The sequence below is a fragment of the Gluconobacter sp. P1D12_c genome, from assembly GCF_018812105.1.
GTDB lineage: Bacteria > Pseudomonadota > Alphaproteobacteria > Acetobacterales > Acetobacteraceae > Gluconobacter > Gluconobacter oxydans_A.
In genome coordinates, this window is the sequence record NZ_JACSIQ010000558.1 from 1 (window position 1) to 421 (window position 421).

At 56.4% G+C, this 421-nt stretch carries 1 protein-coding gene; it reads right to left on the bottom strand.

Going from position 1 to position 421, the window contains the following annotated elements; genetic code table 11:
• A partial coding sequence (locus KP705_RS18140; protein ID WP_215765303.1) for a transposase occupies positions 1–421 on the bottom strand: 421 nt, incomplete at both ends.

Consider the following 421-nt stretch of genomic DNA (forward strand, 5'->3'; position numbering starts at 1 on the left):
ATCGGCTTTCTCGGCGTTCGTGTTGCGCTGCTTTGGAGCCGCCACCAGCGTTGCATCCAGGATCTGGCCCGACATCGGCAGATAGCCGGCGTGCCGCAGGGTCGCGTCAAAACGGTTGAACAGACCCTCGATCGCTCCCACCTGCGTCAGGCGCTCACGGAACAGCCAGAGTGTTTTGGCATCAGGAACACGATCTGAAAGCCCCAGCCCAAGGAAGCKCATGAACGACAGGCGATCGTTGATCAGATATTCCGTCCGCTCATCAGACAAATTGTTCAACGTCTGGATCACCAGGATTTTGAACATCACTACCGGATTAAATGGCGGTCGCCCGCCCTTACTCCCATCTGAATAGGCCAAAGCCTGCTCCAGATCAGGGCGGAACACTTCAAAATCCACARTCCGGGAAARYGCTTCGAGC